Origin of the sequence: Luteipulveratus flavus, from assembly GCF_029439465.1 — a bacterium.
Taxonomy (GTDB): Bacteria; Actinomycetota; Actinomycetes; order Actinomycetales; family Dermatophilaceae; genus Luteipulveratus; species Luteipulveratus flavus.
On record NZ_JAROAV010000028.1, the window covers coordinates 321,559 to 339,457 of the forward strand.

At 71.7% G+C, this 17,899-nt stretch carries 20 protein-coding genes; 10 read left to right on the forward strand and 10 right to left on the reverse strand.

Annotated features, from left to right (window positions below; all coding sequences use genetic code 11):
* Positions 1–53 precede the first annotated feature (53 nt).
* The gene (locus tag P4R38_RS10220) at positions 54–1,517 is read left to right on the forward strand and encodes an MFS transporter (RefSeq protein ID WP_277192048.1); all 1,464 of its coding nucleotides are present in this window, start codon (positions 54–56) and stop codon (positions 1,515–1,517) included.
* A gap of 80 nt (positions 1,518–1,597) precedes the next feature.
* Positions 1,598–2,032, forward strand: a complete 435-nt coding sequence (locus P4R38_RS10225; RefSeq protein ID WP_277192049.1) for a VOC family protein — start codon at positions 1,598–1,600, stop codon at positions 2,030–2,032.
* Here the strand turns inward: P4R38_RS10225 and P4R38_RS10230 are convergent.
* Positions 2,025–3,902 carry an ABC transporter ATP-binding protein gene (locus tag P4R38_RS10230; protein WP_277192050.1) on the reverse strand — a complete coding sequence of 626 codons (1,878 nt, stop codon included), beginning with the start codon at positions 3,900–3,902 and terminating at the stop codon, positions 2,025–2,027. The genes P4R38_RS10225 and P4R38_RS10230 overlap by 8 nt on opposite strands.
* Positions 3,903–3,978: 76 nt before the next feature.
* Here P4R38_RS10230 and P4R38_RS10235 point away from each other — a divergent pair, with 76 nt between their 5' ends.
* Entirely contained in the window at positions 3,979–4,425 is a 447-nt protein-coding gene (locus P4R38_RS10235) for a MarR family winged helix-turn-helix transcriptional regulator (RefSeq protein WP_277192051.1), read from the forward strand.
* A 103-nt stretch (positions 4,426–4,528) separates the two neighbouring features.
* Here P4R38_RS10235 and P4R38_RS10240 read toward each other — a convergent pair whose 3' ends face one another.
* The 3 genes from P4R38_RS10240 to P4R38_RS10250 form a co-directional block, all read right to left on the reverse strand.
* Positions 4,529–5,470: a 1,4-dihydroxy-2-naphthoyl-CoA synthase gene (locus P4R38_RS10240; RefSeq protein ID WP_277192052.1), complete on the reverse strand. Its 942-nt coding sequence runs from the start codon at positions 5,468–5,470 to the stop codon at positions 4,529–4,531.
* 64 nt (positions 5,471–5,534) lie between these two features.
* Positions 5,535–5,903: a hypothetical protein gene (locus tag P4R38_RS10245; RefSeq protein ID WP_277192053.1), complete on the reverse strand. Its 369-nt coding sequence runs from the start codon at positions 5,901–5,903 to the stop codon at positions 5,535–5,537.
* A complete protein-coding gene (locus P4R38_RS10250; RefSeq protein WP_277192054.1) occupies positions 5,900–6,250 on the reverse strand; it encodes a hypothetical protein in 351 nt (116 codons plus the stop codon). The genes P4R38_RS10245 and P4R38_RS10250 overlap by 4 nt, the downstream gene beginning before the upstream one ends.
* 102 nt (positions 6,251–6,352) lie before the next feature.
* Between P4R38_RS10250 and P4R38_RS10255 the strand changes: the two genes are divergently transcribed.
* The 4 genes from P4R38_RS10255 to P4R38_RS10270 all read left to right on the forward strand — a co-directional run bounded on the left by P4R38_RS10255 (position 6,353) and on the right by P4R38_RS10270 (position 9,661).
* Complete coding sequence (locus P4R38_RS10255) at positions 6,353–6,847, forward strand: NUDIX hydrolase (protein WP_277192055.1); 495 nt, start codon at positions 6,353–6,355, stop codon at positions 6,845–6,847.
* Entirely contained in the window at positions 6,844–7,830 is a 987-nt protein-coding gene (locus P4R38_RS10260) for an o-succinylbenzoate synthase (protein WP_277192056.1), read from the forward strand. Before P4R38_RS10255 ends, P4R38_RS10260 begins: the two co-directional genes overlap by 4 nt.
* Positions 7,831–7,937: 107 nt before the next feature.
* On the forward strand, positions 7,938–8,354 hold the full coding sequence (locus P4R38_RS10265) for a YciI family protein (RefSeq protein WP_275237519.1): 417 nt from the start codon (positions 7,938–7,940) through the stop codon (positions 8,352–8,354).
* Positions 8,351–9,661, forward strand: a complete 1,311-nt coding sequence (locus P4R38_RS10270; RefSeq protein ID WP_277192057.1) for an RNA polymerase sigma factor — start codon at positions 8,351–8,353, stop codon at positions 9,659–9,661. Before P4R38_RS10265 ends, P4R38_RS10270 begins: the two co-directional genes overlap by 4 nt.
* Here P4R38_RS10270 and P4R38_RS10275 read toward each other — a convergent pair.
* Together P4R38_RS10275 and P4R38_RS10280 are read right to left on the reverse strand one after the other, a co-directional pair.
* Positions 9,658–10,428 carry an inositol monophosphatase family protein gene (locus tag P4R38_RS10275; RefSeq protein WP_277192058.1) on the reverse strand — a complete coding sequence of 257 codons (771 nt, stop codon included), beginning with the start codon at positions 10,426–10,428 and terminating at the stop codon, positions 9,658–9,660. The two genes, P4R38_RS10270 and P4R38_RS10275, sit on opposite strands and share 4 nt — an antisense overlap.
* A 67-nt stretch (positions 10,429–10,495) precedes the next feature.
* Positions 10,496–11,236 carry an SDR family NAD(P)-dependent oxidoreductase gene (locus P4R38_RS10280; RefSeq protein WP_277192059.1) on the reverse strand — a complete coding sequence of 247 codons (741 nt, stop codon included), beginning with the start codon at positions 11,234–11,236 and terminating at the stop codon, positions 10,496–10,498.
* 59 nt (positions 11,237–11,295) lie between these two features.
* Here P4R38_RS10280 and menE point away from each other — a divergent pair, with 59 nt between their 5' ends.
* From menE to P4R38_RS10295, 3 genes are all read left to right on the forward strand, one after another.
* The gene (gene menE / locus P4R38_RS10285; RefSeq protein WP_277192060.1) at positions 11,296–12,477 is read left to right on the forward strand and encodes an o-succinylbenzoate--CoA ligase; all 1,182 of its coding nucleotides are present in this window, start codon (positions 11,296–11,298) and stop codon (positions 12,475–12,477) included.
* Between the two features lie 3 nt (positions 12,478–12,480).
* Positions 12,481–12,732, forward strand: a complete 252-nt coding sequence (locus tag P4R38_RS10290) for a PLD nuclease N-terminal domain-containing protein (protein ID WP_277192061.1) — start codon at positions 12,481–12,483, stop codon at positions 12,730–12,732.
* A 120-nt stretch (positions 12,733–12,852) separates the two neighbouring features.
* Positions 12,853–13,737: a 1,4-dihydroxy-2-naphthoate polyprenyltransferase gene (locus tag P4R38_RS10295; protein ID WP_277192062.1), complete on the forward strand. Its 885-nt coding sequence runs from the start codon at positions 12,853–12,855 to the stop codon at positions 13,735–13,737.
* A 112-nt stretch (positions 13,738–13,849) separates the two neighbouring features.
* Here P4R38_RS10295 and P4R38_RS10300 read toward each other — a convergent pair whose 3' ends face one another.
* From P4R38_RS10300 to P4R38_RS10315, 4 genes are all read right to left on the reverse strand, one after another.
* Positions 13,850–14,002, reverse strand: a complete 153-nt coding sequence (locus P4R38_RS10300; protein ID WP_277192063.1) for a family 1 glycosylhydrolase — start codon at positions 14,000–14,002, stop codon at positions 13,850–13,852.
* A gap of 957 nt (positions 14,003–14,959) precedes the next feature.
* The gene (locus P4R38_RS10305) at positions 14,960–16,339 is read right to left on the reverse strand and encodes a GH1 family beta-glucosidase (protein WP_277192064.1); all 1,380 of its coding nucleotides are present in this window, start codon (positions 16,337–16,339) and stop codon (positions 14,960–14,962) included.
* Positions 16,340–16,348: 9 nt separating this feature from the next.
* Entirely contained in the window at positions 16,349–17,581 is a 1,233-nt protein-coding gene (locus P4R38_RS10310; RefSeq protein ID WP_409201253.1) for an MFS transporter, read from the reverse strand.
* 80 nt (positions 17,582–17,661) lie between these two features.
* The gene (locus tag P4R38_RS10315) at positions 17,662–17,898 is read right to left on the reverse strand and encodes a DUF4229 domain-containing protein (protein ID WP_275237506.1); all 237 of its coding nucleotides are present in this window, start codon (positions 17,896–17,898) and stop codon (positions 17,662–17,664) included.
* Between the last annotated feature and the right edge of the window lies 1 nt (position 17,899).

Sequence of the window (17,899 nt, forward strand, 5' to 3'; positions counted from 1 at the left end):
CAGGATCAGCAGGCTCCTGTCACCGGTGCCGAACGCCGCGCAGGGTCGGGTCCATGACCTCCTCCACGACCACCGCGTCGCCCTCGCAGCCGGCACCCGTCCGCCCGGCCACCCGCACCGGCCTGCTGCTCGCCGTCGTCCTCGGCGCGCAGTTCATGGCCGTCCTCGACGCCTCGATCGTCAACGTCGCCATCCCCTCGATGCACGCCGACCTGGGCGCGGACGGGGCCGGCCTGCAGCTGATCCTCGCCGGGTACGTCATCGCGTACGCCGTCCTGCTGGTCACCGGGGCGCGCCTCGGCGACCGCCTCGGACAGCGGACGATGTTCGTCACCGGCCTGACCGCGTTCTCCGCGGCGTCCCTCGCGTGTGGGCTCGCCTGGTCGACCGAGGTGCTGATCGCGTTCCGGTTCGTCCAGGGGGCCGGCGCGGCGATGATGGTGCCGCAGGTGATGACGCTGATCCAGGTGACGTTCGCCGGCGAGGCCCGCGGTCGGGCCCTCTCCCTCTACGCGGCGGTCATCTCCGGCGGCGCGGTCGTCGGTCAGGTGTTCGGCGGCCTCATCGTGAGCAGCGACGTCGGAGGCACGCAGTGGCGCGGGGTGTTCCTCGTCAACGTGCCCATCGGCCTGCTCCTCCTGGCTCTGGCCCCGCGCGTGCTCCCGGGCGGCAGCGCCCGGCCCGGGCACCGGCTCGACCTGCGGGGTCTCGCCCTGCTCACCCCGACGGTGCTGCTGCTCGTCGTCCCGCTCGTGCTCGGCCACGAGGAGGACTGGCCGCTCTGGGGCTGGGTCATGCTCGCCGCGAGCGCCGTGCTGCTGGCGGCGTTCGTCGCGGTCGAGCGACGGGTCGAGGCGTCCGGCGGCGCGGCGCTGTTCCCCGGACGGGTGCTGCGAGCGCGCGGGCTCGTACCTGCGGCGGCCGGCCAGTTCCTGGTCATGTCGACGTTCTCGGCGTCGCTGTTCACCATGGCGATCCACCTGCAGTCCGCGCTGGGTTACACCGCGTTGCACGCGGGGCTGCTGTTCATCCCGATGGCCGGGTGCTTCGCGGTCGCGAGCATGACCTGGCGACGGGTCCCGATGCGGCACCACGCGCGGATGATTCCGGCCGGGCTGGTGCTGGCGGCCGCGTCGCTGGTGGCGATGGGGGTGCTGCTGCGCGACGGCCGTGGCTTCGGCGTCGCCGCGCTGGTGGTGTTCGGGGTGATGGGGCTCGGCTTCGGCGCGGCGTTCAGCCCGCTGATGGCGGTCGCCCTGGGCCGGGTGCCGCTGGTCGAGGCCGCGGACGCCAGCGGGTTCGTGACGACGCTCGTCCAGCTCGGCAACGTGGTCGGCGTCGCGACGTTCGGCACCCTCTACCTGACGCGCGCCGACGACGGCGTCCGGCACGCGTCCGCAGAGGCGATCGAGGTGACCGATCTGGCGCAGGCGGGTGCGATCGTGGTGGCCGCGTGCCTCGCCTGGCTCGCCACCCGGCCGGCGCCCGCACCGGCCGCCGTCCCCGACCCGGTCTGATCCGGCCTGCACCGGGCTGATCTGGCCCGCGCCGGGCGAAGCGGACACATCCTGTCCGCCGGTCGGGGCAGCATGAGCCCATGGCTTCCTTCATCCAGACCACGGTCGACAGCGCGGACGCCCTCACCCAGGCGGACTGGTGGGCGGAGACGCTCGGGTGGGTCGTCGAGCCCACGGACGAGGCGTTCGTCCGGTCGATGATCGAGCAGGGCTACGCGACCGACGGCGACACCGTCACCCACGAGGGAAAGCTCGTCTGGCGCGGTGCCGCCGCGATCACCCCGGCCGACCGCATCGAGGAGCGGGACCGCCCGCGGATGCTGTTCCAGGACGTCCCGGAGAAGAAGTCCGGCAAGAACCGAGTCCACTGGGACGTGCGCACGGGTGAGGACATCGACCAGGTGCGCTCCCGGCTGGAGGCGCGCGGCGCGGCGTACGTCGCGACCCACAGCCAGGGGCCGATGTCGTGGCACGTCATGACCGACCCGGAGGGCAACGAGTTCTGCATCAGCTGAGCGCGGGCACCGGCTCCGGCGCGTTCGTCGCCGCGTCCTGGGCAGGGCTCGCCTGGGCGCGGACGAGGGCGGCGTACCGGCCGTCGTCGGCGAGCAGCCGCTCGTGGGTGCCGACCTCGACGGCGTGACCCTGATCCAGCACCACGATGGCGTCGGCGTCGCGGACGGTCGAGAGACGGTGCGCGATCGTCAGCGTGGTCCGGCCCCGGCTCAGCTCGTCCAGCGCCTCCTGGACGGCCCGCTCGGTGCGGTTGTCCAGGGCACTGGTCGCCTCGTCCAGGACCAGCACCTTCGGGTCGCGCAGGATCGTGCGGGCGAGCGCGATCCGCTGCTTCTCACCACCGGAGAAGCGGTAGCCGCGCGCCCCGACCACGGTGTCGTACCCGTCGGGCAGGTCCTCGATCAGCTCGTGCACCTGGGCCGCCCGGGCAGCGCGGACGATGTCCTCGTCGGTCGCGTCGGGCCGCGCGTACCGCAGGTTCTCGCGGATGGTGGTGTGCAGCAGGTACGTCTCCTGGCTGACGACTCCCACCAGCTCGGCCACCGTCGACAGGCGCAGGTCCCGCAGGTCGACGCCGTCCAGCCGTACGGCGCCGGACGTCGGGTCGGTGAGCCGTGACACCAGGCCGGCGACCGTGGACTTGCCGGAGCCGGTCGCACCGACGAGGGCCACCGTGCTGCCGGCTGGCAGGTCGAGAGACAGGTGGGAGACGGCGTCCCGGTCGGCGTCGGCGTACCGGAACGACACGTCCTCCAGCGTGACGTGACCACGGGCGTCGGCGCGCGACAGCTCGACCGGCTCGGCCGGGTCGTCGATCTCGATCCGCATGTCGAGGTACTCGAAGATCCGGCTGAACAGCGCCATCGAGCTGGTGATCTGGACGCCGACGTTGAGCACGCCCATCAGCGGGCGGAACAGCGCCGCCTGCAGGCCGGTGAACGCGACCAGGGTGCCGATCGTCATGCCGCCGCTCGTGGCGGGCAGCCCGGCGGCGAGGTAGATCAGGGCCGGGATCGCCGCGAAGATCACCGACATCGAGGCCATCCGCCAGCGGCCCGCGAGCTGGGACTGCACCTCCAGCTCGGTCAGCCGGACGGAGGTGTCGGAGAAGCGGCCCGACAGCTGTGGGCCGGACGCGAGCGTCTTGCTCAGCTGGACGCCGCTGATCGACAGCGACTCCTCGATCTGGGTCTGCAGGTCGGCGAGCGCTCGCTGCGCCTTCGCGGTGACCGTACGGCGCATCCGGGCGACCCGGCGGGTGAGCAGGATCGCGGGCGGCAGCACGAGCAGGCTCAGCAGGGACAGCCGCCACGACAGGGCGACCATCGCGACCGCCGTACCGACCGCCGTCGTGAGGTTGGAGGCGATGGACGTCGCCGAGGTGGTGACGACCGACTGCATCCCGTTGATGTCGTTGGTGAGGCGTGACTGCAGCTCGCCCCCGCGGGTACGGGTGAAGAACGCGAGCGGCATCCGCTGCAGGTGAGTGAAGACGTCGGTCCGCAGGCGGTGCATGATCCGCTGGCCGACGACGGTCGCGAGCCAGGTCTGCACGACGCCGAGCGCGGCGGTGACCACGGTGATGCCGAGCATCACGCCGACCAGGGTGACCAGCAGGCCGACGTCCTGGTGCGGGATCGCGTCGTCGATCAGGCGCTTGGTGATGAACGGGTTCGCGAGCCCGACGAGCGAGGTCGCGACGATGAGGCCGGTGACGACGGCCAGCCGGCCCCGGTAGGGGCGGAACAGAGCGCCGATGCGGCGCAGGCTGACGGGGTGCTCCTGCAGCTGACGCAGGTCACCGGGGTCCTTGCGGGCGCCGGGGCCACCGCCGCGGCCGCCGCGCATCTCGGGTACGGGGGCTGTCATCCGCATCCCTCCTCTGAGATCGATTGCTGAGGTTTCCTCATTATCTACCAACCTCAGCATCGCTAGGATCATTCCCATGACGACGAAGGCGCCCGAGCGCGACCTCGGCTCGATGCTGGTCGAGCTCACCCGGCTGATCCGCCGGCGCTCGCACGCGGCCCTCGAGCCGTACGGGCTCTCCCCCGCGCAGGGACGTGCCTTCCGCGTCATCTCCCACCACCGGGACGCCGACGAGGAGCTGCGGCTGTCCGGCCTCGCCGAGCGGCTGCGCATCGCCCCACGCTCCACGACCGAGGTGGTCGACCGGCTCGAGACACTCGGCCTGGTCCGTCGCTCCCCCAGCCCCAGCGACCGGCGCGCCACCGTGCTCACCCTCACCGACAAGGGCGAGCAGCTGCGCCGCACGCTGGACCGGCGTCGCGTCGAGAGCACCGAGGACCTGTTCGCCGCGCTCAGCGACACCGAGCGCGACACCCTCGGCCGGCTGCTGCGGAAGGCGCTGGACGCCGCCGACGCGGGCTGAGCGCCGCACCCCGAGGGAGCCGTGACGCACGGTGGCCGATCGCGCACCGTCCGTTACGGCCTCCGGCGAGCCGACGCGTGACGGCCGGCTCGTGACGCGGGGCTCAGAAGTACCAGGGGAACGGGGACCAGTCGGGCTCGCGCTTCTGCAGGAACTGGTCGCGGCCCTCGACGGCCTCGTCGGTCATGTACGCCAGCCGGGTCGCCTCTCCGGCGAACACCTGCTGGCCCATCAGGCCGTCGTCGGTCAGGTTGAACGCGAACTTCAGCATCCGCTGCGCCTGCGGCGACTTGCCCATGATCTCGCGCGCCACCTGCAGCGACTCGGCCTCCAGGTCGGCGTGGTCGGCGACGATGTTGACCGCGCCCATCCGGTGCATGTCCTCGGCGGTGTACGTGCGACCGAGGAAGAAGATCTCGCGGGCGAACTTCTGACCGACCATCTTGGCCAGGTACGCCGACCCGTAGCCCGCGTCGAACGACCCCACGTCCGCGTCGGTCTGCTTGAACCGGGCGTGCTCACGCGAGGCGATCGTGAGGTCGCACACGACGTGCAGGCTGTGCCCGCCGCCGGCCGCCCAGCCGTTGACGACCGCGATGACCACCTTCGGCATCGTGCGGATCAGCCGCTGGACCTCCAGGATGTGCAGCCGGCCGCCCTCGGCCTTGACCCGGCGCTCGTCCACGGTCTCGGCGGTGTCGCCGGCCGCGTACTGGTAGCCCGACCTCCCGCGGATGCGCTGGTCGCCGCCAGAGCAGAACGCCCACTTGCCTGCCGACCCGGTGCCGTCGGGGCCGGGTCCGTTGCCGGTGAGCAGCACGCAGCCGACGTCGGGCGTACGACGCGCGTGGTCCAGGACGCGGTAGAGCTCGTCGACCGTGTGCGGACGGAACGCGTTGAGCACCTCGGGGCGGTCGAGCGCCACCCGGACGCAGCCGACGTCCGTCGCGCGGTGGTACGTGATGTCGGTGAGGTCCTCGAACCCCGGCACCACCTCCCAGGCGGACGGGTCGAACGGGTTCGCGGTGCTCGCTGCGTCAGTCACGGGCCCGACTGTATGCCGACCTCGTACGGCGGGTCGGGCGGCCGGCGGACGACCAGTCGCTGCGTCAGGGCACCGCGGCCTCGACGACCTGCGCACCCACCCAGAAGCCGCTCACCAGCAGCAGCATGCCGAGCACCGGCCACGGCCACATCAGTCGGTACCAGCGGACCCCACGGGTGATGCCGATACCGGACAGGAGCAGGCCGGCGAGGTTGGTCGCGAGCGCGAGCAGGATGCCGATCTCGATGCCGTTCTCCGAGCACTCGCCGCCGCCCATGCAGCCGTCGGAGGCGAGGGAGAAGAACAGGGCCCAGAAGCCGAGGAAGAAGGACCCCGCCAGCTGGAGCAGGACGAGCAGGACCGTGGCGACGATGTCGATCGTTCGTCCGGTCGTGCGCCCGAGGTCGGACCGGTCGGTGGGAGCGGCGGTCACGGCGCGGTCGAGCTGACGATCGCGAGTCCGACCAGGAACCCTCCGGCAGCGATGAGGCTGCCCAGCAGCGGCCAGACGCAGCGGGTCTCACCGCGTCGGTCGGCGCGCACGGCCCCGGCGATGGCGACGACCAGTCCCGTCGCGACCGCCACCCAGACGAGCAGGGTGGCGCCTGCCGCGGTGCGCTCGACCTGTCGGCAGTCCTCGAAGCAGGAGTCGGAGGCCATCGCGAAGAACATCGAGAGCATCAGGGCGCCGAACGTGACGACGGCCTGGACGAGAGCGAGCAACGCGGTGCCGACGGCATCCGCGGTGCTCCGGTGGGTGGTCCTGCTGGGCACGGTCATGACACCAGTCTCGTGGTGGATCCGCCCGCCCCGCATGAGTAGACCTACGCGTCCCGCGTGCGGACCTGCCCGCGCAAGGAGCCACCGCCGTAGGGTCGAGTCATGCCCCGACCGCCGTACATCGCCGACCTGCGCGAGCACATCGGAACCCGACTCCTCTGGTTGCCGGGGGCGACCGCGTACGTGCTGCGCGAGAACGGGGGCGTCACCGAGCTGCTGCTCGTCCGCCGGTCCGACAACGGGCACTGGACGCCGATCTGCGGGATGACCGACCCGGGCGAGGAACCGGACATCACCGCCGTGCGCGAGGCGCTGGAGGAGGCGAGCGTGCACGTCGAGGTCGAGCGGCTCGTCAGCGTCCAGGCGCTCGCGGTGAACACCTACCCGAACGGCGACCGCACCCAGTACCTCGACCACGCGTTCCGGTGCCGCTGGGTCTCCGGCGAGGCGACCGTCGGTGACGACGAGTCGACCGAGGTGGGATGGTTCGCCGTGGACGAGCTGCCCGAGCTGAACGACCGGTTCCGGCGGCACCTGCGGCTCGTTCTGGAGCCCCCCGCGGGCGTGGCGTTCGGCCGCCAGGAGCGCTCGGCGTGACCGTCCGGCCGCTGGACGAGCTGCTCGAGGAGCTGCGGGTGGTCCGGCTGCCGCTGCGGACCCGGTTCCGCGGAGTGCAGGAACGCGAGATCGCCTACGTACGAGGGCCGTTCGGCTGGGGTGAGTTCGCGCCGTTCCTGGAGTACGAGCCCTCAGAGGCTGCGCGCTGGCTGTCGGCCGCGATCGAGGCCGCCTACGAGGGGTGGCCGTCGCCGGTGCGCGATCACGTGCCGGTCAACGCGACCGTCCCCGCGGTGAAGGCGGCCGAGGTGCCCGAGGTGCTCTCGCGGTACGACGGCTGCCGCACGGCCAAGGTGAAGGTCGCCGAGCGGGGGCAGGCACTCCAGGACGACCTCGACCGGGTCGCCGCCGTCCGTGACGTGATGGGCGCGGACGCGCGCGTCCGGGTGGACGCGAACGGCGGCTGGGACGTCGACCAGGCGGTGGACGCGATAGCCCGTCTCGCGCCGTACGGCCTCGAGTACGCCGAGCAACCGTGCGCGACCGTCGAGGATCTTGCCGCCCTACGAAAGGCGTTGGCCCGCAACGGTGTCGACGTCCTCGTCGCCGCCGACGAGTCGATCCGCAAGGCGGAGGACCCCATGCGGGTCGTGCGGCTGGACGCGGCCGACGTGGCGGTCGTCAAGGTCGCCCCGCTCGGCGGCGTGCGCGCCGCCCTGGACATCGCGACGCAGCTGCCCGTCCCGGTCGTCGTGTCCAGCGCACTCGACAGCTCGGTCGGCATGGCCGCGGGCGTCGCGCTGGCGGCCGCCCTGCCGGACCTGCCGTTCGCGTGCGGGCTCGGCACCGTGGAGCTGCTCGCGGCGGACGTGACCGACGACAGCCTGGTCCCGCGCTCGGGCGAGATCGGCGTACGGCCGGTCGTCGTCGACGACCTGCTGCTCGACCGCTGGGCGGCACCGCGCGAACGGTGGGAGCACTGGATGCGCCGGATCGCCGCCTGTCACGCCGAGCTCGTCTGACAATTCCTCCGGGCGATGTCGATCCGTGCGTCCCCCGTTCGACCAAGGGGTGACGGTCGGGCCGCACGGTCCACCGGATCCGTAGCACCCATCAAGGAGACACGACCATGAAGTACATGCTGATCATGCGAGCCGACGACACGACGGCGGAGCAGTTCCAGGACGTCGACATGGAGCAGATGCTCGAGGTGGTGGGCGGCTTCAACGAGGAGCTGATCTCGGCGGGCGTCCTGCTCGCCGCCGAAGGCCTCGACCCGGCGCCCGGCGTCGTCGTGGACCACTCGGGCGAGGCGCCGGTCGTCACCGACGGGCCGTACGGCGAGACGAAGGAGCTCTTCGGCGGCTTCTACCTGCTCGATGTCGCGTCGCAGGAGGAGGCCGTCGAGTGGGCCAAGCGGATGCCGATGGCCGGCCCGGGCATGAAGACCGAGATCCGCCGGGTCGCGACGATCGATGAGTTCCCGCAGGACAACCCGTGGATCAAGAAGGAGCGGGCCTGGCGCGAGGCGACCGGCCAGCTGTGACCGAGCCACGGCGCGTACGCCCGGCCGGCAGGACGACGTCCGCCGGCCGGGCCGCGGTCGAGGCGGTGTGGCGCATCGAGTCCGCCCGGATCGTCGCGACGCTCGCGAGGTACACCGGCGACTTCGCCCTCGCCGAGGACCTCGCCCAGGAGGCCCTGGCCGAGGCGCTGGTGACCTGGCCGCGCGACGGCGTACCCGCGCAGCCCGCTGCCTGGCTGCTCACCTGCGGGAAGCGGCGCGCGATCGACACCTTCCGGCGCAACGCCACCCAGCGGGACCGGTACGCCGCACTCGCCCACGACCTCGGTGAGGGGCAGCCGGCCGCTGGTGCGCCCGCCGCCGGGAGTCACGACGTCCAGGCGCTCGGCGACCCCGACCGCGTCGACGACGACGTCCTCGCCCTCATGCTCATCTCGTGCCACCCGGTGGTCTCGCGCGAGGCGAGCATCGCGCTGACGCTGCGGGTGGTCGGCGGTCTGACCAGCGACGAGATCGCCCGCGCGTTCCTCGTGCCGGCCGCCACGGTGCAGGCGCGGATCACGCGGGCGAAGAAGGCGATCACCGCCGCTCAGGTCGCGTTCGAGGTGCCCGAGCCGCACGAGTGCCGCGAGCGGCTGGACCGGTTGATGAGCGTGATCTACCTGATCTTCACCGAGGGCTCGTCCGCGACCGCCGGCGACGACCTCATCAGGTACGACCTGGCACGCGAGGGCGTACGGCTGGCGCGGGTGGTCGCGCGGCTGATGCCCGACGAGCCGGAGACGCACGGGCTGGTGGCGCTGCTGGAGCTGACCGCCGCCCGGTTCCCCGCGCGCGTGGACGCCGACGGTGAGCCGGTGCTGCTGGAGGACCAGGACCGTCGGCGCTGGGACGCGGCCGCCGTACGCCGGGGCCGGGCCGCGCTCGCCACCGTGAGTCGCGCCGGGCGCGGGCTCGGGCCGTACGGCCTGCAGGCGGCCATCGCCGAGTGCCACGACGTTGCTCCGTCCGCCGAGGCCACCGACTGGGACCGGATCGTCCTGCTCTACGACGCGCTGCAGCAGATCGCTCCGTCGCCGGTCGTCGCCGTCAACCGGGCGGTGGCGGTGTCGATGCTGCGCGGGCCGCTGGAGGCGCTCCCGCTGGTGGACCAGCTGATCGCGGCCGGCGCGCTGCCCCACTCACACCTGCTGCCGCTCGTACGCGGCGAGATGCTGCGCCGGCTCGGCCGGTCCGAGGAGGCGCGACGTGAGCTCACCGTCGCGATCGAGCGGAGTCCGAGCGCCCGCGAACGTCGGCTGCTGGAGACCAGGCGCGACGCGCTCTAGCCGACCAGCGGCTGCACGGTCTCGTACGCCTCCTGGCTCGCGGCGACCAGGAGGGCGCCGTGCAGGTCGGCCGGGTGGTACGGCGAGCCGTCCGAGTGCGCGACGTACCCGCCGATCTCGCGGACCATCAGCGTGCCGGGCAGGTGGTCCCACGGCTTGGTGCGGCCGTACACGATGTAGTCGGTGGCTCCGGTCGCGAGCTTCGGGTAGTCCACGCCGCAGCAGACCCACGACAGGTCCAGCGGCGACAGCGCGCCGAGCGACGTCCCGACGCGGGACCGGATGGACGTGACGCCGCGCAGGGCGCTCGGCTCCGGCGGCGTGAGCTGGGGCATCCGCTCCCCGTCGGCGTACGCGCCCGCGCCGCGCTCGGCGACGTAGGCGCGCTGGTGGGCGGGCTGCCAGATCCAGCCGCGGACGATCTCGCGGCCCTTGACCTCGCTGACCATGACCGCGTGGTCGGGTGAGCCGTGGACGAAGTTCTTGGTGCCGTCGACCGGGTCGACCGTGAACCAGTGGTCGGTCGAGGTGAGCTGGTCGAACAGCTGCGGGTGCGCCGACGCCGCCTCCTCGCCGAGGATCAGCGCGTCCGGGTAGGCGTCCTGCAGCCGGCGGGTGATGATCTCCTCCGACTCGTGGTCGGCGACGGTGACCAGGTCACCGGGGTTCTTCTCCATCACCTCGTTCTCGGCGAGCGCCCGGAAGCGAGGCGTGATGACCTCGGCGGCAACCTCTTGCAGCACGGCCAGGACGGCATCGGAGTCCACGGGCGTCAGTCTGCCCGAGCGCTCCGCGCCGCTCACGCCGGGCCGGGTGAACCCCATGCGGGATCGGTCAGGAGCGGCGGTGCACCTTGTGCTGAGCCGGCTGCGAGCGCGGGCGCACCACCATCGAGTCAATGTTGACGTGCTTGGGGCGGGACGCGACGAACGCGACGCAGTCGGCGATGTCCTCCTGCTGCAGCGGGTCCACCACGCCGGCGTAGACCGCGGCCGCCTTCTCCGCGTCACCGTGGAAACGCACCAGCGAGAACTCGTCCGACTCCACCATCCCCGGGTCGATCTCGCAGATCCGCACCGGCTGGTCGTACATCTCCAGCCGCAGCGAGCCGACCATCGCGCGGACCGCGTGCTTGGCCGCGACGTACCCGCCGCCGCCCTCGTACGACACGTGCGCGGCGACCGACCCGATGACGACCACCTCACCCTCGGCCCGGACCAGCGCCGGCATGAGCGCCTGCACGGAGCGTGCGACCCCGATGACGTTGGTCTCGTACATCGTGCGCCACTCCTCCAGGTCCGCGTCGACCACGGGCTCGGTGCCGAGCGCTCCTCCGGCGTTGGCGACGAGCAGGTCCAGCCGGTCGCCGACCTGCTCGGCGAGGGCCGCGATGTCGGACGCGGACGTCACGTCGCAGGTCACGGCCCGGCCGTCGATCTCGGCGGCCAGCGCCTCGATCCGCTCGGTACGCCGGGCGGCGCAGATCACCTCGTACCCGTCGTCGGCGAGACGGCGGGCGCTGGCCCGGCCGATGCCGCTGCTTGCTCCGGTCACCACGGCGAGAGGTCGCGTCATAGCCGTCATTGAATACCTGCCCGCATCGGCCGCGACCGCCGGCTCGTACTGTGAGAGGCGTGCCCGCGCTCGTTCCCTTCGCCGTCGACCCCGCCGCCCTCCCCGCCTACCTGGAGGCGCTCGCCCAGGCGCTGGACGGCAGCGGCCCGGCCCTCCTGCCGTACGCGGCGGGCAGCTCCGAGCCGCAGGTCCAGGACGACGCCGACCTGCCGGACGAGCTGGCCCTGGTGATGAGCACCTCCGGCTCGACCGGCGTGCCCAAGCGAGCGCTGCTCACCCGCGCAAACCTCGAGGCGAGCGCGCACGCCACACACGCCCGGCTCGGCGGCGCCGGCCAGTGGCTGCTGCCGATGCCGGCGCACCACATCGCAGGAACCCAGGTGCTCGTCCGCTCGATCGTCGCGAGCACCAACGCCGTGCTCCTCAATCTCGAAAACGGTTTCAGCACAACGGACTTCGCCGATGCCGTGGCGTGGATGCTGCCGGCCCGGCGGTACACCTCGCTCGTCCCGACCCAGCTCGTCCGGCTGTTGGAGGACCCGGCGGCCGTGAAGGCGCTGACGACGTTCGACGCCGTCCTGCTCGGCGGCGCGGCGTCTCCACCGCGTCTCCTCGCTCGCGCTGCCGCCGCCGGTGTCACCGTCGTCCCGACGTACGGCATGAGCGAGACGGCTGGCGGCTGCGTGTACGCCGGTCGCCCCCTGGACGGCACCACGGTGAGCATCGGCGCCGACGGGCGCATCGGGCTGGCCGGGCCGACGGTCGCGAGCGGATACCTGGCCGACCCCGATCGCACGGCCGGCGCGTTCGACAGAGACGAGGACGGGCGTCCGCGGTTCTGGACCGACGACGTCGGAGAGCTGTCCGCGGACGGCCTGCTGCACGTCCTCGGCCGCCTCGACGACCTCATCACCACCGGCGGTCTCAAGGTCGCGCCCCGCCTGGTCGAGGAGGCCGCGCTCGAGCTCCCCGAGATCAGTGAGGCCGTGGCGGTGGGCACGGCCGACGAGGAGTGGGGGCAGGTCGTGAGTCTCGCGGTCGTCCCCGCGCGCGGCACCGTCCCCGGCCTGACCGCAGTCCGCGACGCGCTGGGAGACCGGCTCCCCGCGTACGCGCTCCCCCGACGGCTGCTGGTCCTGGACGCGCTCCCGCTCCGCGGACCCGGCAAGCCCGACCGCGCCGCGCTCGCGATCAGTGACGGGTGGCAGAATCGAGGGATCGGTACGCGTGACGAAGGATGAGTGATGGCCCGGGTGATCATTCCCCTGCTGATCCTCGCGGTCGTCGTGTACGCCCTGGTCGACTGCATCCAGACCGACGAGTCCGAGCAGCAGCACCTGCCCAAGCTCGTCTGGATCGCGCTGATCGTGCTCGCACCGCCGTTCGGGGCGATCGCCTGGATCATGGTCGGCCGACGCCGCCGGCCCAGCCCGCAGCAGCGCCCCTCGGGTCCGCGCGGCCCGGACGACGACCCCGACTTCCTGCGCGGTCTCTGACGATCGACCCCGGATCACCCGCACGCTCGTCGACGTGATGCCAGGTCGATCGTCCGGTACGCCCGAGGACCGACCGCCGCCCGCTTCGCCCTCATCCGCTCGACCCCGAGGAGACACCGCATGGCCACCCTGCAGGAATGGGTCCAAGGAGCCCGTCCGCGCACCCTTCCCGCCGCCATCGCGCCGGTGCTCGTCGGCACCGGCGCGGCGTACGCGCTGGAGAAGGCGAATCCCGGGTACGCCCTGCTCGCCCTGGTCGTCTCCCTCGCCCTGCAGGTCGGCGTCAACTACGCCAACGACTACTCCGACGGCATCCGCGGCACCGACGACGTCCGCGTCGGGCCGATCCGGCTGGTCGGGCAACGGCTGGCGCGACCCGGAGACGTGAAGCTGGCCGCGTTCGTCGCCTTCGGCGTGGCGGCCCTCGCGGGGCTGACGCTCATCACCCTCGCCAACACTCCCTGGCTCCTGCTCGTCGGCGCGCTGGCCGTCGTGGCCGCATGGAAGTACACCGGCGGCAAGAACCCGTACGGGTACCTCGGCCTCGGCGAGCTGTTCGTCTTCGTCTTCTTCGGGCTGGTGGCAGTGCTCGGCACGACGTACACGCAGGCCGGGACGCTCAGCACGGCCGCGTGGGCCGGCGCGTGCGGAGTTGGCGCGGTCGCGTGCGCGGTCCTGGTCGTCAACAACCTGCGCGACATCCCCGGCGACACCGCCTCGGGGAAGCGCACGCTCGCGGTGCGGATCGGCGACCGCGCGACCCGAGCGCTCTACGTCCTGCTCGTGCTCGTCGCGGGCCTGTGCGTCGTGGTCGCCGGGATCACCGCACCGGCGGCGCTGATCGGTCTGCTCGCGCTGGCCCTGGCCGTGCCTCCGGTGCGCGTCGTGACCGCCGGTCGCCAGGGACGCGACCTGATCCCCGCCCTGGCCGGGACCGGGATGTTCCTGCTCGCGTACGGCGTCCTGCTCGGCCTCGGCCTCTACCTCGCCCCCCACCTCGGCTGACCCTCCCCCGGCAAAAGCTGGTCGCCGGCACACGCATGGCTGTGCCCAGCCCCACCTTTTGCCGACCACCGGCACAACGTGGTCACCGGCACACGCATGCGTGTGCCGGGCGTCAACTTTTGCCGGAGGGGCGGGTGGCGAGGTGCTGCTGGAACCAGCGGTAGGAGTCCTTCGGCGTCCGGTGCTGGGTCTCGAAGTCGACGTGCACCAGACCGAACCGCTCGGTGAAGCCCTCGGCCCACTCCCCATGTTGGTTGTGGCCCACGCTTCCACCATTCGCGGAGAATCGGCGTCTCGTATCGAGCCCGTCGAGATACTGGCGCCCCTTAGACTCCCTCCACTGCCGTCTTCGACGGTGATGGAAAGTGTGTCTGAATTCCATGCGCTTGCTGAATACGCACGTGGTTGACAAACACTTGCGCGTGCGCCCAATCGACATCGTGCGAGAGTTTTGCCGGCGCCCATAGAAGTACTCCGACTGCCGGGACCGGCCCAGATGGAACTTTGTACCCCTGTACCGCGAGCGACAGCTCGATTTTGTTGCCGGATACGGAGTCGACTTTCATTTCGGAAATTCGACTGTACAGGCTGGTTGTGACTGCAACAGTCATGCGATTGTTCGAATCGGGGCGATAGACCACGTCCTCCTTCACATTGATCCGAAGTTGCGCATCAGTATTCACCCTCGACGATCCTGAGGCATTCGAGGTGGGATGCCCGTTGGGCTGGCTGGCGTCGCCGCAACCCACAACTGCAGTGGAAATGAACAGGAGTACAGCTGACCCCCGAAAAAGACGCTTCCCCTGCGACATGAACCCTCCCGATGGTTCCGTCTGACGACCTGTTCTTCAAGCCAGAACCATAGTGGTGGATCACCACGGGTATCCCGTTGGATGCAATCGTCAAAGTGCTGCCACTTGGGCTCAACACGTTCGCGCTCGTGACTCGGTGCGCGAGGCGGTCGACGGCGCTGTTGAGATCTCCTTTGAACTCCACGCCGCCCTTGTCGCCGATCCTGCTGGTGCGCTCGGGGTGCGTGAGGGCGCGTCGACACGATCTTCCGAGCACTCATGGTTGCCCGGGCGGGCGCGTCGCCCCCACCGCGGCTGACCCTCCCCCGGCAAAAGCTGGTCGCCGGCACACGCATGGCTGTGCCCAGCCCCACCTTTTGCCGACCACCGGCACAACGTGGTCACCGGCACACGCATGCGTGTGCCGGGCGTCAACTTTTGCCGGAGGGGCGGGTGGCGAGGTGCTGCTGGAACCAGCGGTAGGAGTCCTTCGGCGTCCGGTGCTGGGTCTCGAAGTCGACGTGCACCAGACCGAACCGCTCGGTGAAGCCCTCGGCCCACTCGAAGTTGTCCAGCAGCGACCATACGAAGTAGCCGCGGACGTCCACGCCCGCATCGACCGCGGCGGCGACCGCGTCCAGGTGCTCGCGGTGGTACGCGACCCGCCGCTCGTCGTGGACCTGCCCGTGCTCGTCCACCACGTCGTGGAAGGAGCAGCCGCTCTCGGTGACGTAGACCGGGGGCAGCGCGTCGCCGTACCGCTCCCGGAACGTCACGAGGATCTCGCGCAGGCCGTCCGGGACGACCGCCCAGCCGAAGTCCGTCCGGTCGTACCCGGTCAGCTGCCGCGGCTCGAACGGCAGCCCCTCCGGCACCGGCGCGCCCTCCAGCACCGGCGACTCCGCGCCGCCGCCGCCCGGCGCCCCGACGAGGGAGGGCTGGTAGTAGTTGATGCCGAACCAGTCCAGCGGCGAGGAGATCACCTTGAGGTCGTCCTCGACCGGGCCGGGCATCGCCTCGGCGAGGCCCTCCGGGTAGGCGCCGGTCAGCACGGGGTCGGCGAACAGCCGGTTCACGAGCGTGTCGTAGAGCGCGGCCGCCTCCTGGTCCTCCGGCGACGAGGACGCGGGCCAGGTGGGGGCGTGGTTGGACGCGATACCGATGGACGAGCAGCCTGCCGCGCGCAGCGCCTGGACCGCGAGCCCGTGACCGAGCAGCAGGTGGTGCGCGACGGGCAACGCGTCGAACCCGAGCGCCAGGCCGGGCGCGTGGACCCCGAGCGCGTGCCCGAACATCGTCACGACGACCGGTTCGTTGATCGGCATCCACATGCCGACGCGGTCCCCGAGCCGCTCACCCACGACGGTGGCGTACTCCGCCAGCCGCGCCGCGGTGTCGCGGGACTGCCAGCCGCCGGCGTCCTGCAACGCCTGCGGGAGGTCCCAGTGGAACAGCGTCGCCGCCGGCGTGATCTCGGCCGCGAGGAGGGAGTCCACGAGCCGGTCGTAGAAGTCGAGACCTGCTGGGTTCACCGGGCCCGAACCGTCCGGCACCACGCGCGGCCAGGCGATCGAGAAGCGGTAGGCGTCCATGCCCAGCTCGGACATGAGGGCGACGTCCTCGGGGTACCGGTGGTAGTGGTCGCAGGCGACGTCGCCGGTCTCGCCGTTCTTGATGCGGTCGGGCTCGGCGCAGAAGGTGTCCCAGACGGACCGCCCGCGCCCGTCCTCGTCGACGGCCCCTTCCACCTGGTACGACGCCGTCGCCGTCCCGAGGACGAATCCGTTGGGCAGCGTGGGGAACTCACTCATCGACAGCTCCTAGTGGACGGACGTGATGCGGTGGACGAGCAGGGCGCCGAGCGCCCCGATCGCCGCCGAGACGGCGAACAGCGCGGGGTAGCCGCCGAGGTAGGTGACGACGACCGCGGCGATGGCCGGGGCAGCGACCTGCGGCAGCGCGGCGGCGATGTTGAGCACCCCCATGTCCTTGCCGCGGTCGGCCGCCTCGGGCAGGACCTCGGTGATCAGCGCGAAGTCGACCGAGGTGTACACGCCGAACCCGACGCCCAGGACGAACGCCGCCACCAGCGCGGTCTCCCAGGTCGGTGAGATCGCGAGCAGGAGGCCGGCGAGCGCCATCACCATCCCGGCGGCCGACACGAACGACTTCCGTCGTGCCAGCCGGTCGGACCAGATGCCGGAGACGACGACCGCCAGGACGACCCCGAGGACGTTGACCGCGCCGAGAACGAGCACGCCCGCCTCGGCGTTCGAGCGGTGCAGCTCGTCGCGCAGGAAGTAGAGCAGGTAGACCAGCGCGATCGCGTTGCCGAGGTTGATCAGGAACCGGGTCAGCCACCCCCAGGCGAAGTCGGGGTGCCGGCGCGGGGAGACCCAGAACGTCCGTACAAGCTCACGCCGGCTCCACCGCGGAACGGGCACGGCTCCGGCGGCGCGGGGCGTGTCGGCCCGGGCCAGCACGAACGGCACGAGCGAGAGCAGCAGCAGGGCCGCGCAGGCGAGGTACCCGCCGGTGCCCGGCACGAGCGTCGCCACCGCGATCGCGAGCAGGACCCCCAGCATCTGGGACAGCCCGAGGTACCCGGCGGCCGCACCCCGTTGCTCGCGCGGGACCTGGTCGGGCACCACAGCGGTGAGGGCGGCCCACGCGGCGTTGAGGGTGCACTGCACCAGGCACCAGCCGAGGACCATCATCAGCACGGTGCGGGCGGACGCGACGACGAGCAGGCTGAGCGCCCCGGCCAGTCCGCCGGCGACCACCCACGGCAGCCGCCGACCCCAGGAGGACGTCGTCCGGTCCGACAGGGCGCCCCAGAGCGGGTTCAGCACCAGCGAGCACGTCGCGCCGAGCGCGGTGACCAGCCCGAGCACGAGCTCCTTGTGGTCGGGCGAGATCGCCTCCGCCTGGTTGGGCAGGAGGATCTGCAGCGGCCCGAAGAAGCCGACCATCACCCCGACCCAGGCGAGGTTGAACCGCAGCGCCCACCCGCGACCGACGCGCGTCGAGGGCTCCGCGACCGTTGTCACCATGGGCTCCTCGGCGCTCGCGTGTGACGACCTGCGAGGACCGTACCCGGACGCCCTCGGTCAGGCGGTCGGAACGAACGAGGTCACTCGTCGTCGTCCTCGGCCGTGCGGTGCTGCTCGGCGCGTGCCTGCCGCTGCTTGACCTTGGCGTCGATCTGGTTGGCGAACTGCTCGCGGACACCCTGCAGGACGACGAGCGAGATGATCGCGGAGACGATGGCCGAGACCGCGAGCAGCGGGATCTGCCGCAGCCCGACGAGCCACAGGATCATCAGCGTCGCGAAGAAGATCAGCAGGCGGAGCAGGGTGTAACGAGCCACG